Annotated in this window: 11 protein-coding genes and 2 riboswitches; of the genes, 6 read left to right on the top strand and 5 right to left on the bottom strand. The window is 50.2% G+C overall.

What is annotated here, in order from left to right; genetic code table 11:
• The first annotated feature begins 97 nt into the window (after positions 1-97).
• A complete protein-coding gene (locus tag GC097_RS21325; RefSeq protein ID WP_171685324.1) occupies positions 98-1,174 on the top strand; it encodes an ABC transporter permease subunit in 1,077 nt (358 codons plus the stop codon).
• Positions 1,171-2,127: a hypothetical protein gene (locus GC097_RS21320; protein ID WP_171685323.1), complete on the top strand. Its 957-nt coding sequence runs from the start codon at positions 1,171-1,173 to the stop codon at positions 2,125-2,127. The genes GC097_RS21325 and GC097_RS21320 overlap by 4 nt, the downstream gene beginning before the upstream one ends.
• On the opposite strand, the gene GC097_RS21315 is transcribed toward GC097_RS21320, so the two are convergent.
• The 4 genes from GC097_RS21315 to GC097_RS21300 form a co-directional block, all read right to left on the bottom strand.
• Complete coding sequence (locus tag GC097_RS21315; RefSeq protein WP_171685322.1) at positions 2,128-2,448, bottom strand: DMT family transporter; 321 nt, start codon at positions 2,446-2,448, stop codon at positions 2,128-2,130.
• A gap of 91 nt (positions 2,449-2,539) precedes the next feature.
• A riboswitch (guanidine-I (ykkC/yxkD leader) is annotated at positions 2,540-2,643 on the bottom strand.
• A 143-nt stretch (positions 2,644-2,786) separates the two neighbouring features.
• A complete protein-coding gene (locus GC097_RS21310) occupies positions 2,787-3,260 on the bottom strand; it encodes a C40 family peptidase (RefSeq protein ID WP_171685321.1) in 474 nt (157 codons plus the stop codon).
• 3 nt (positions 3,261-3,263) lie between these two features.
• A riboswitch (cyclic di-AMP (ydaO/yuaA leader) is annotated at positions 3,264-3,404 on the bottom strand.
• A gap of 168 nt (positions 3,405-3,572) precedes the next feature.
• Positions 3,573-4,391, bottom strand: a complete 819-nt coding sequence (locus GC097_RS21305; protein WP_171685320.1) for a hypothetical protein — start codon at positions 4,389-4,391, stop codon at positions 3,573-3,575.
• A gap of 54 nt (positions 4,392-4,445) precedes the next feature.
• On the bottom strand, positions 4,446-6,401 hold the full coding sequence (locus tag GC097_RS21300; protein WP_171685577.1) for a M1 family metallopeptidase: 1,956 nt from the start codon (positions 6,399-6,401) through the stop codon (positions 4,446-4,448).
• 251 nt (positions 6,402-6,652) lie between these two features.
• Between GC097_RS21300 and GC097_RS21295 the strand changes: the two genes are divergently transcribed.
• Positions 6,653-7,144 carry a YwhD family protein gene (locus GC097_RS21295; protein ID WP_171685319.1) on the top strand — a complete coding sequence of 164 codons (492 nt, stop codon included), beginning with the start codon at positions 6,653-6,655 and terminating at the stop codon, positions 7,142-7,144.
• 182 nt (positions 7,145-7,326) lie between these two features.
• On the opposite strand, the gene GC097_RS21290 is transcribed toward GC097_RS21295, so the two are convergent.
• Positions 7,327-9,429: a transglycosylase domain-containing protein gene (locus tag GC097_RS21290; RefSeq protein WP_171685318.1), complete on the bottom strand. Its 2,103-nt coding sequence runs from the start codon at positions 9,427-9,429 to the stop codon at positions 7,327-7,329.
• Positions 9,430-9,729: 300 nt separating this feature from the next.
• Between GC097_RS21290 and speE the strand changes: the two genes are divergently transcribed.
• The 3 genes from speE (at position 9,730) to GC097_RS21275 (ending at position 12,334) form a co-directional block, all read left to right on the top strand.
• On the top strand, positions 9,730-10,557 hold the full coding sequence (gene speE, locus GC097_RS21285; RefSeq protein ID WP_167054979.1) for a polyamine aminopropyltransferase: 828 nt from the start codon (positions 9,730-9,732) through the stop codon (positions 10,555-10,557).
• A 447-nt stretch (positions 10,558-11,004) separates the two neighbouring features.
• Positions 11,005-11,163: a hypothetical protein gene (locus GC097_RS21280; RefSeq protein ID WP_171685317.1), complete on the top strand. Its 159-nt coding sequence runs from the start codon at positions 11,005-11,007 to the stop codon at positions 11,161-11,163.
• A gap of 667 nt (positions 11,164-11,830) precedes the next feature.
• Positions 11,831-12,334, top strand: a complete 504-nt coding sequence (locus GC097_RS21275) for a DinB family protein (protein ID WP_171685316.1) — start codon at positions 11,831-11,833, stop codon at positions 12,332-12,334.
• Positions 12,335-12,385: the final 51 nt, after the last annotated feature.

Below are 12,385 nucleotides of genomic sequence, written 5' to 3'. Positions count from 1 at the left end.
TTTCCCAAATAAAATGGATAGTACTCCCAAATGAATCATGGTAAAATATGAAAATGGTAATCTACCAACGGTGAATAAAAGAATGAGGTGACAATAGTTGAAGTCAACGATTCGGTGGCTGTTACTCGGAGTGTTTACACTTGTGTGCATCTTCTTACTGAGTAACATCCGAAATGCATTCTTGTCTACCCAACCAGATCAGATTCGGGTTACTGTCGGACCGGATACTAGCATCCAGAAAGTAAGCGAGCAGTTGCCGGGGAGCCGCGTACTCAATGAGAAAACGGGGCTGTTAGCCGTTCCCTACGGCGAGACATGGGACTACATCGGAAAGACGATGACGATCAAAGGTATTTTTCGCGCGACCGGCATTCCTCTGGAACGCCCTGTCATTTCATGGCGCTATTACGCGTATTCGGTGAAAGACCAAATTCAGGGCTTCCTTCATGGGGATTTTGGCAAATTCCGTAATCCGTTCAACCGCAAAGAGGTCGCTGTGATTGAGCAGCTTCCCATCATGCTGCTTCGTACATGCACGTACTTCATCCCTGGCTTACTGATGGCCATTGTGCTTAGCATGCTTACGGCGATGCTGGCGTCCATGTGGCGCAGACTGGGTGCCTTACTGGATGGCGTGCACGCTCTGCTTGTGGGCTTGCCGGACTTTTTCTTAATTGTTCTTATCCAATTAGGCGCGATTTATGCGACGAAGCTATTGGGTCATTATGTGCTGTTGATCGTACAAGTCGGCGATAAAACGCCGTTCCTCATCCCGTTTCTCACCATTGCGCTTATTCCGTCAGTTACGATTTACGGCACGATGCGCGTCGCCATTGCGCGTGAGCTGGGCCAGGACTATGTTATCACCGCGCAAGCAAAAGGGTTAACCCGTGGCGAGGTGCTTGTCGCCCATGTACTGCGCAACGTGATGCTGGACTTGCTTTCCGTCCTGCCGAAGGCGACGACGCTGGCCTTGGCGAGCATGGCGGTCGCGGAAGCCATCTGCGGCATTTCCGGCCTGGGGGGCTTCATTATCTCGCCTGTTATGCAAAGCGTCTCCTCGATGTCGGTCATCTGCATCTCGCTCGCTCTGCTTGCTATGGCATTTCACGTGCTGTACGCCTTACTGCGTAAAAAGTTTATCGTTCGTACGGGGGAGGCCGTCTCATCATGATCAAACGCTCATCAAGCGCATTCTATATCTCCCTTGCACTTATCGTTCTAATTCTCCTTGTGGCTCTCTTCGGCACATGGCTGAAGCCTCACGGCATTTCGCCGGAGGACAAAATCAACATGCTTCAATATCAACAAGACGGCAAAACACGCTACAGCATTCCGCCGTTCTCACCGAACAGCACGTTCCTGCTCGGGACGGAACATCGAGGCTTTGATATGCTGAGCCTGTTGCTTAACGGGTTGAAGTATACGCTGGGCACGACACTGGCGCTAACGCTGCTCCGTTTTGTTATTGCGGTCCCTTGGGGAATGTGGAGCGGGACTACCGGCAAAGGGTGGGGCATTCTCAAGGCTATGCAGTGGGTAGTCGCTTCTGTACCGGCCTTTGTATTCTTGTTTCCGCCACTAGCCGGCATGTATTTCGGGCTGCGGCTGGATCAGTGGGTGAAAGCGGATCCGCAGTATAAGATGCTCTTCTCCGTTACCTTCGTCGTTCTCGTCACGTTCATCGGCCTATTCCCGTTAGCTCATCAAATAGCCGAACGGACCCGCTATTATAACGACAAGTTATTTATTGAGGCTTCCCGTTTGATGGGAGGTACTGTTTTTCATCGCACGGTCCGGCATCTGGTCCCCTGCATGAGAAATGAAATATTGTTCATCTTCCTTAGCGAATTCATGCAGGTGCTTTTCCTATTAGGGCAGCTCGCTGTCTTTAACATCGTACTGGGCGGCATGGAAACAATCGGCGACAGCGACGCCGGCTATTCCATTACCATTACGACATCAGGAGAATGGCTTTCCCTTATCGCTTACGGCTCGCGGTACATCAGGCTGCACCCTTGGATTATTTTGAGCGTAGGAGCGAGCTTCTCGCTGCTCTTCCTCTCGCTGCAATTCTTCTTAAGCCAGTTGAAGCGCCGCTATGGCAGCGAACGCCAGCTCATGTAACTAGTGTCCGGATGTGAATTTTAGGCCGAGAACACCGACCAAGATGAGAATCATGAATAGGATGCGCAGCAAACTGACGGGCTCATTTAAAAATAAGGTGCCGATAATAATCGCCCCGACTGCGCCAATTCCTGTCCAAGCCGCGTAGGCTGTGCCGATGGGTAAGGTTTTCGTTGCGACGGCCAGAAAATAAAAGCTGATAATCATGCCGACAATTGTTACGCCGGACGGGATCAGTCGGGTAAAACCATTGGAAAATTTCAATGAGATGGCCCAAACCACCTCGAAAACACCTGCAATGACGAGATACAACCATGCCATAATGAATCACTCCTTAAGCAGTTTACTTGGATGCGGTGTAAGGCCGCGGTAAAAAGAAAAAAAGCCCGGAAGCGATATCGCTGTGCGATATGACTCCCGGGCTTTTCTCCCTCCGTGACCACAGCGTATCCGCTGTGTGTTTTCTCTCGGACCAGACTGACGCTGCAGCGCCACGGAACCCTAGAAAACTTAATGCCGTTATTATAGGACGGCTCACACGCTATGTCAAGTTGTATCTTCTAGTCAATGAGGCAGCATGAGCACTCATGAATAAAAGCCCTGGAAGCAGCTCTTACGAGCTGGCGCTTGCCGGGGCTTTATTCATAAGTACAAAAAAATTACTTGGATTCAGCAGTTAGTTGATTGTAGATATCATCCCACAGAACACGTCTGGCGGATACATACCTCTTCGCGTAATACGATTCGCTTAGCTTGTTTTTCACGATACCTTCGTTGGAAGCGGAATGAATGAATTCACCGTTGCCAAGGTAGATACCAACGTGAGAAATGCCTTTGCCGCCTGTGTTGAAGAACACAAGATCGCCTTTGCGAAGATCACTTTTGTCAATCCAATAGCCCTCTTTATCTTGAGCAGCAGAACTATGAGGAAGGTCAATGCCGAATTGGTCGAAAACGTATGAGGTAAACCCAGAGCAATCAAAGCCCTTTGTTGTCGTTCCCGCATCTTTGTACGGAATTCCGAGCAATCCGTCAACCGTTTCATCCAACTTAGATTGTGACGCAGAAGCACTTCCTAACGCTACACTCAAAAACAAAACAAGACTAAAAAAAAGAGCAACAACCTTTTTCAACTGCTTGTCTCCTTCCGGTGCCTACGAGGTTAGCTGGAGGGTTCGGTTGAAGGTTCCCTATGATCCCTGTCTTGCAAGATCAATTCACCCGGGTAGTGGTTCCCCCGTTTCCCCAAGAAATGAGGAATTCGGCATGAAATATTTGGTTTTTTAATGCTAATCACTGTAATTCGTCATAAACATCGAAATTCCTCCTTTAGAGCGCAATTTGGGCCGGAAAAATGTGCTATCGTTCGCTTTCCAGACAAAAAAATCCCCTTTTGCAAGGGGATTGAACAAATATAAACCATATATAGCTTTATTTATTGCTTTTTAGGGGTTCATTTTGGCGGAAAGAAGCTGAAATTGCGAGGTTATGGCCCACATTTGCATGAAAATATGGAAGAGCGGGAAGAGCTGATAAATGATTAGCGCTAACAGACCTGCCCAGATATAGGTCGCAGTAACTGTAATCCCTGCCAAAAGTCCTGAACTGAGCAAAAGAATAAGAGAAAGGCCGATGATCGGAAACGAAAACCGGATGAATGTAATGACGGTGGATAAAATGCCGAGGTGTGCGGCAATGGCGAATTGCACATACATGAAGAGCAGGTGGAGCAGAAAGCCATAAACCAAGAAGCCCATCAGCCATGGCAGTAAATCTAGGGAGGCCTGTTCATAGGATGTACTGTGTGCGAACACCTTCTGCGCTTTGGGCAGCACCCAGATGAGGGGCAGAAGGGACAAGGCGATTCGGACGATATAGGTGAGGAGGAAGGGGAGTGTCAGTTCCTTAACGCCGCGTACGAAGCGATAGCCGGCATTTTGCTCGGAATGTGTGAGCGAATAGTAGACGCCGCTGTTCAATATCGGAGTGAGCAGCATGCGAGCCAGGAGCAGTGCAGCCAGCCATCTCAAATAGGGATGACTGAGATCTGTTTTGAGCAGTTGGAACTGGCTCTCGGCGAGAAACAGCCGGAGCGCTTCCTTCGGCTGGTCGCCGCCGGGAAAGCGGTGCATGAGTGGGACGAGCACCCCTTGCACAAGCTTATAGAGAAGGATGCCCCAGCACATTTGGTACATGAATAAGACGATCGTAGCGAAGGGCTGCCGCAGAGCCGCCCTAAAGCCGGATTTGAGATAGGTTGTCATGGGTGTCCCTCCTAAGAGTTTAACTATCTTCGTAAGCATAGGTTGAGTGGGCGCCTACCAGGCGACCCACCCGAAAATTGCTTGCAGGAACTGAATAATGCCGAGATTCCAGCGGATTTTCCACTTGGTATCTACTTCCGTTTTCATAAAGTTATTAATATGTTTGTTCTCCAGAATGAGCGAGTAGTGCGGATCGATGCGTACCCAATCGACAGGCGTCGCATGGGTTAGTTTGAATTCGATGCTGCTTTCTTTGCCGTCCCATGTTTTATCGAGAACGGTGCCGTCAGCGAAATGGAACTGGATCGGCACTTCCGGCGAATTTCCGCCGCGCTTGGTGATGAGGATCGTACTCTCGTAAGGCCCTGTCCCTTTGCTGCCAGTGGCTTTCACACGGATACTCTCAACAGAGTAATCCATCATCATTGAGCCGTAGACATATTCGTTGAAGAAGCCGTCCCAATTCGTTTTGGTTACTTCTTCGACAACGTTTTGAAAGTCTTTGGTAGAAGGATGCTTGAATTCCCACTTCTGAAAATAAGTGCGCATGATGCGATCCATCGTTTTAACGCCAACCTGTTTCTCGATTTCCTTCAACACGAGCTTGCCCCTTGTATACACATTTTCAGCATACTGATCATGTCCGGTATAGTCCCATGCATTTTGCCGGAGCGAACTGGGAGATGTGATATAGCTGGATTCAATCGGCAAATTAGGGGATGTCCCGAAATCAGCTTCCATTACTTTGTCCTCGATATAGGAGGTAAAGCCTTCATCCAGCCAAGCTTCTTCGAATTCATTGCTGGCCACAAGGCCATAGAAGAACTGATGCCCGATCTCATGCACGACAACGCGTTCCAATTCGAGATCCGGTTTCTTGTCGCTTGCGCCCCAAGCGGTTACCAATGTAGGATACTCCATTCCACCTGCGCCGTTGCCTCCGGGAGGAGGGACGACAACGGAAAGGGTCGAGTAAGGATACGTGCCGTACCACTGGCTGTAGCGGGAGAGAGCTTTTTTGGCAGCGTACATATATCGGTCTTTTAATTCCTGATGGTTCGGATCCAGATAGAGCTTGATCTTCACCCCGGGAATTTGCGGCGTAGAGAACGGTTCTTCCACGTACACGAAGTGAGGCGAAGCCGACCAAGCGAAATCATGCACGTCATCGGCATAGAACTGATACGTTTTGGTTCCGTTCTCCGTCACAGCCGGCTTCACAGGGAAACCGGTTGCGGCAACGGTATAGTTCGCCGGCACTTGAATTTTCACGTCATACAGGCCGAAATCCGCATAAAACTCGGAATTCCCATGGTATTGGTGGAGATTCCAGCCCGGCTCGGTACGTCCTCTTGTTCCCGCCCGTTCATAGGCCGCTACTTTAGGGAACCATTGCCCGGCCATAATGAAGTCGTCCACATAGCCCATTCGGGCGAAGGCTTGCGGCATTTTGACGAGAAACTCCGTCTTGATGGTGACTCGCTCGCCGGCTCCTACCGGCTTCAGCAGCGGGATTTTGAGCAGGGTATGGTCGTCTTTATTGCCGTCATCGGGTTGTACAAAAGCCATTCGCTGTGTAAGATCCTCTCCGTCAGCCGTTTTCACAGAGAGCAAGTCCATGCGGCCGATACTGTCAGCCGTGGCTTCGTCCTGCCGAAGCTTGCCGCCGGATTCCCGCATAAACGTCGTCTTCTTAGATGCGAATGCATTCGGATATAAATGCAGATAAAGTTCTTGCACAGGAACCGTTCCCGGATTTTCCCACGTTAACGTTTGCTGCCCTTGGAGCTGCCTCGTTTCAGGCGTGTAGGCAACGTTCATGTGATATTCCGCAATGCGGTAGCTCAGCGGCTCCTGTGTTTGTTTGTCCGAAGATTTGCCGCGATCTGCAGGCTGCATGTCCGGCGCCGGAGCTGACGGCTCCTCCTTAGAGACGACGGGCACCGTCAGTTTACTTGCAGATGGGAGCAAAGTTTCAGACAGCAAGACTGTGCCTGCTGCAAGGAGCATGACAACGAACCATTGTACCTTGCGGTTTTTGAATAAAACACTCAATAGATTCACCCCGCCTAACAAGCATCTACAGCATGTATATGTAGACAACCTAGGGAATATTTCTGTGAGTGGAAAAGATTTGTTGGTTCGCTTCAAAAGAGGGCTTAGGCCAAGCGGCGTTCCTCTGCTCTTGTTCTCGTGGAGGACTTTAGCTACAATAAAAGCAAAGCGTTATTTTAACATTACGAAGAGTGGAAGGTGCCCTTATGGAAGCGGATAAAAAGAAGCTGGCCTTAAATATAGTAAGCTCCAAAGTCAATCACAAAGGATTCGGCGCGGGAGCGATTGATCTTAGCAACATATCGGGAATTATTATCGACGGGGATGAAGCTTATCTCGATGAAGGTACGCTGCACGCCAAGAGCAAAATTGAGAAAGGGATCAAATTCTCAACGAACAAAGAGGATGTGCCGAACGGACGCAAAGCGTGGATTATCTGGGTTGCGGTAGATCGCACCGAAGAGGGAGCGTACTACGCCGGAATGTCGGCATGCGAGATGCTGATTGATACTGAAGCACGCAGGGGATGGAAGATTTTGGCCGAACACGTAAACAAGATGGATGGCGCCATGAAGCGTAAATTCATTCTTGACGGTTTGTCCGACAGTGAGCGCGCAGCCCTGAAAAAACAGCTGATCGCACACAACGAAGAATGGTGGAACCGCTCGGATCAAGCGCTGAAAGATGCCCTTTCGTAATTGTACCAAGGCATAATTTGAAGTTATGAACATTATGTGTCATCCATTGTTACGTTCATGTGAACCGAGTATACTAGACCCTAGTGTATGTTACCTCATATACTAGGACAGCAAAAAGGCAGACTAAGACGCGCTTAGTTCTGCCTTTTTGTGTTGTCTGGAAGCTGCGTGGGGACTGCGAATCAGTCGTTCCACCAGCGTTTGATATCATTCCACCATGAACTGTTCTGGCCTTTTGACGAATCTTTCTTATCTCCGCCCGAAGCGGGCTTGGCGGGTTTGCCCGTGCAGTACGTCGTTGGCTCCGTACCGGCAATAAAAGCCTCAAGGTGGGAGTTCGGGCAGTCCTCATTAGCCAGCTTTCCGCTCGCGGGATCAATATAGACACTTGCCACACCTTCCGGAATTTGGAACAGCTTAGGCGGTATGGCCTCCAGCGTTTGTTCCGTGAATTCGGCGAAAATGGGCGAAGCCAGATGCGACTCGACGGTTGAGATGTCCCGGTCCTTGTCATAGCCGACCCATACGGCCGTTGCCAGCTCGGGCGTGAAGCCGACCAGCCAAGCGTCGGTGTCGGTCGTGCCGGTTTTGCCGGCGATCGGCCGTTTGATCGTGCTGGCTACGCGGTTGCCAGTGCCGCCCTCCTCGAACACGCTCTCCATGAGATTCGTCATCACATAAGCAACGGCCGGGTTCAGCACTTGCTCTGTTTTCGGATGGGCCTCATATAGAATACGGCCATTGGCATCCTCAATTCGCATAATCGCGTTCGTTTCCTTATGAACGCCTTGATTCGCAATCGTGCCGAAGGCCGAGGCCATTTCAAGCGGGCTAACAGGGAAGGAACCGAGCGCTAATGACGGCAATGGTTTCATCGGAGAGTCGATGCCCAGCTTGCGGGCCAAATCAATGACCTTCGCAGGGCCGACATCCAGAATCGTATGGACCGCATAGATGTTGTCCGATTTGGAAATCGCTTGCCGCATATCGATATTCGCATTCACATATTGGTCGTTGAAATTTCTCGGCGTGTACCGCTGGCGTCCTTCATCATACGTGAATACCGTCGGCTCGCTTTTCACTTGTGTGACGGGGGTGTACCCGTTCTGCAGGGCTACCATATACACGATTGGCTTGAAAGAAGACCCCGGCTGTCTCGTATTCGACAAGGCCCGATTAAACTGATTCTCGGTATAGTCGCGTCCGCCGACCATCGCTTTGATTTCCCCGGTGCGCGGGTCGATGGCAACGAGGGCGGCTTGCAGATCGGCTTTGCCGCTAAGCTGCTGGGTGACGACATTTTCGGCGATTTCCTGCGCCTTCTTGTCGAGAGTCGTGTAGATGCGTATGCCGCCCTCATCGAACTGTTCCTCAGGGATGCCGAGCTTTTCCGTGGCCAGCGCTCGCACATAATCCCGGAAATAAGGGGCTGCTGCGGGCTTCTTTTTCGTCAGCGGTTGAATCGTCAGCTTCTCTTTGCCGGCGGCATCTGCCGCATACTGCGTGATGAACCCGCTGCGCACCATCGTTTGCAGCACGATTTTTTGCCGGTCCAGCGCGTTTTTCATATCATAATAGGGTGAATAGTATCTCGGCCCTTTCGGGACACCGGCGATCAAGGCGCTCTCGGCTAACGTCAATTCGCTGGCGTGCTTGCCAAAGAACAGCTCGGAAGCCGTTTCGATGCCATAGGTCGAATGGCCGTAGTAAATTTGATTTAAATAATTCGCAAGAATTTCATCCTTGCTTAGCTGCATTTCCATTTGGACCGCATACATCGTTTCTTTGATTTTACGCGTCCACGTACGATCGTGATTCAGATATAAATTCCGCGCTAACTGCTGGGTTATCGTGCCTGCGCCCTGTACCTTCGCCATCGCCTGCACATTGACAATCGCCGCCCGAGCTACCGCTTTCACGTCGACGCCGAAGTGATCGTAGAAATGCTGATCTTCTACAGCAAGTGTTGCTTTTATGAGATATGGCGAAATTTCATTCAGTGAGACCACCTGCCGGTTTTGTCCGGAATAGAACGTGTCGATGAGTTCGCCGTGCGTATCAAACATTTGAGAGGTTTGCAGCATCTTGGTCACAGGCAGCGTCTGTGCGCGCAAATACACGAAAAAGGCAGCCGCAGCAATGAGCAGAAGGACGCAGGAAGTGAAGAAAAAGGAGAACATTTTCTTGATGCGGCGCATCCATCGCATAGACGCAGGTATCTCTTGTTCCTTTGCTTTGTGCGTATTGCCTTTGGATGGCTGACGGTTGTTTTCATTTTCGGACATCGATTCCTACCTCCTTACTTCCATTGACTTTTTACCCTTGTGTCCAAAGGCTGTATTACTCAGTATGGAAAAGCATGGAAGTCCGTATTCAACAAATTGTAAATTTTTTTTATGAAATAGGTAAAAGCCCTAGGAAATTATTGCATTTTGGGGGTAATGAACTATAATACAATTTGTGCGTATGAAGGGACGGGAAATTCTAGCGGTCCTTGCATGACTTTTCCAACCGGTGGAACACTGTTAGAGATAACGAATGCCAGTCATTATTCATCCAATATAGAAGCGAAAGAAGGTATGAACATGGATTTATGGTACACAGAGAAACAAACGGACAGCTTCGGCATTACAGCGAAAGTGAAAGAGACTTACGTGAGAGAGCAAACGGACTTTCAAGACCTTGCGATGATCGAAACCGAAGAGTGGGGAACGATGCTGACGCTTGATGGCATGGTTATGACAACCGTAAGAGATGAGTTCGTTTATCACGAAATGGTGGCGCACCCAGCGCTGGTTACTCACCCGAACCCTGAGAACGTGCTTGTTGTAGGCGGCGGCGACGGCGGAGTGATCCGTGAAATTATGAAGCATCCGAAAGTTAAAAAGGCCGTTCTGGTCGACATCGACGGGAAAGTCATCGAGTACTCCAAAAAGTACCTGCCAACGATTGCCGGCGAACTGGACAACCCGCGCGTTGAAGTTATCGTAAACGATGGTTACATGCACATTCATGATCACAAAAATACATACGACGTCATCATGGTCGATTCCACGGAGCCTGTTGGTCCGGCGGTTGAACTGTTTACCAAAGGTTTCTACCAAGGTATTTATGATGCGTTAAAAGAAGACGGGATCTTCGTTGCGCAAACGGACAACCCTTGGTTCAAAGCAGATTTGATCCAAACGGTTAACCGTGATGTAAAAGAAATCTTCCCTATCGTACGCGTATACAGCGCGAATATCCCTACGTACCCAAGCGGTCTATGGACGTTCACGATGGGCAGCAAAAAGCACGACCCTCTTCAAGTTGAAGAAGCGTCCATTCCGGAATTCCCAACGAAGTACTACACAGCACGCCTGCATAAAGCAGCGTTCATTTTGCCTAGATTTGTTGAAGATTTGATTAAATAATAGGAAAAGCCGTCACCCGTCTTGGAAACAGGAGGAGTTGGCGGCTTTTTTGTGTTGATCGGGGGTGGAGGGGGGAGCGGGCTGACGGGTGAACGGACGGGCGGAAGGACGGAAGGACGAACCAGCGAATGGGTGAACAGGCAACGGGCGAACGAGGAGGGGGCGAGATGCTGAGATTTAGTAGATTGGCGTGTGCGGATCGTGCGAAATAACGGCTCTAGGGCGAGCGGCAGGTTTATAGGGAACTGGAGGGCGCTATTCTGCCCCAAAATTGCCCTTTGGCAGACGAGGGGGAACAATGGTCCGCTATTTCGCCATTTCGAGCTGAAAAAGGGGACAATCAGGCAAATAAGGCCCTGTAGTTCCGTCTAAACGGTGAAACATACCGATTTCTTTGAAATAGAGGACTCCAGTTCCCTTTCACATGAGAAGGGGGGGCTTCTGAGCGTGGGCAACCGCAACAGCAACGATAACCACACCGGCGACGGCGACCGCAAAGGCAACCCCAACCCCAACCCCAACCCCAACCCCAACCCCAACCCCAACCCCAACCCCAACCCCAACCCCAACCCCAACGGTAACTTGAACACCGTCAAAAGCAGCTAACTAGTTAAAGTACCATAATCCCACCAACAGCAGCTCCATCAGTCAGCTTTCCCTAGCACCCACCGCAGCGACCCCACTAAACCCCAACCACACCTGTAACCGTACCCGCCCCCCAACCCCGACAGTAGCCAATCTTTTACGGACTCAGAGGCCGTTATTCCGCCAATTCAGCATATATGAGGAGCTATCGGACTGAGGAGCCGTTATCTATTGATTTTGTCACTGTTAAAGACAATTTCATGGCCATTAGCGGCTCGTGTGTCCGTTAGATGCTAATCCTATCCCAAAAGTAGCCAATAGAGTTATCTCAGTCCGTTAGCCGCCAGAGAATCACAGACGGTAACATGGCGGTCATAGTAACATGAACACCACCAAAAGCGCCAACTAGTTAAAGTACCCTGATCCCACTAACAGCAGCTCATCAATCAGCCTTCCGAAGCGCCCCACCCGTACCTGCACCAGACTCCTGAATCCACACACACCACACCCCGACCCACGAACCCACCCGCACCTGACCCCCTTATTCCGCACCCAGCCAACTAGCAGCTCCGACTAAAAAAATCCCTCCTGCCTCTACAATGCTGCCACACTGATGTCAGTGTCGTTCGGATATACTAGGTACATGAAGTGAAAAGAAATCAATCCAACATTCCTGGAGGTAATTTACATGTTTACAACCGTAGAAAGCTTTATTAACGAGTATCAGCGGGAGTCGAATACAACCCAGCAACTGCTAGATACCTTAACTGACGCGTCCTTGAATCAGCCGCAAGCCGAAGGCTACAGGCCGCTTGGTTATATAGCGTGGCATTTGGTCCACACTGATCGTGGCATGCTGCTTGGAACTGGCCTGAAGTTCGAAGCGCCATCCGCGGCCAGCATGCCGCCATCAGAAGCCGCAGCCATTGCGGATGCCTACCGGACAACAACAGCCGGCATTCTCGAAGCTGTTCGCACGCAGTTTACGGACGCTAAACTGCAGGAAGTTGTGAACATGTTCGGCATGCAATGGACAATTAGCGAAACGTTGTTCGCCTACCTGAAGCATGAAATTCACCATCGCGGACAGCTCACCATTTTGATGCGTCAAGCGGGATTGCCTGTGATCGGCGCCTATGGTCCTGCCAAGGAGCAGTGGGCAAGCATGGGGATGCCGATTCCAGCCCTATAATAGCGAACAAAAAGCCTCAGTTTTCACGATTTCGTGAAATTTGAGGCTTTT

This window comes from Paenibacillus planticolens, assembly GCF_013141725.1.
Lineage (GTDB): Bacteria > Bacillota > Bacilli > Paenibacillales > NBRC-103111 > Paenibacillus_E > Paenibacillus_E planticolens.
The sequence above is the reverse complement of the archived record's forward strand: the minus strand, read 5'-3'. Positions and strand labels throughout refer to the sequence as shown.